This is a genomic window from Pseudomonas sp. BMW13, assembly GCF_013357275.1.
GTDB lineage: Bacteria > Pseudomonadota > Gammaproteobacteria > Pseudomonadales > Pseudomonadaceae > Aquipseudomonas > Aquipseudomonas khazarica.
The window spans coordinates 1-218 of sequence record NZ_SUKD01000099.1 but is presented as its reverse complement, the minus strand read 5'-3'; the positions used below and the strand labels follow the sequence as shown (position 1 = coordinate 218).

The following is a 218-nucleotide window of genomic DNA, read 5'->3' as shown; positions in this document are numbered from 1 at the left end:
TTGAGCACGATGGCGTTGCCGGCGGCCAGGGCCGGTGCCAGCTTCCAGGCGGCCATCAGCAGCGGGAAGTTCCACGGGATGATCTGCCCGACCACGCCCAGCGGTTCGTGGAAGTGATAGGCCACGGTGCCGTCGTTGATCTCGGCGGTGCTGCCTTCCTGGGCGCGGATGCAGCCGGCGAAGTAGCGGAAGTGGTCGGCGGCCAGCGGCACGTCGGC

Annotated in this window: 1 protein-coding gene; it reads right to left on the bottom strand. The window is 69.3% G+C overall.

What is annotated here, in order from left to right; all coding sequences use genetic code 11:
- Positions 1–218, bottom strand: a 218-nt coding sequence (locus tag E4487_RS24365; RefSeq protein WP_175254589.1) for an aldehyde dehydrogenase family protein, incomplete at both ends; no start/stop codon positions are given.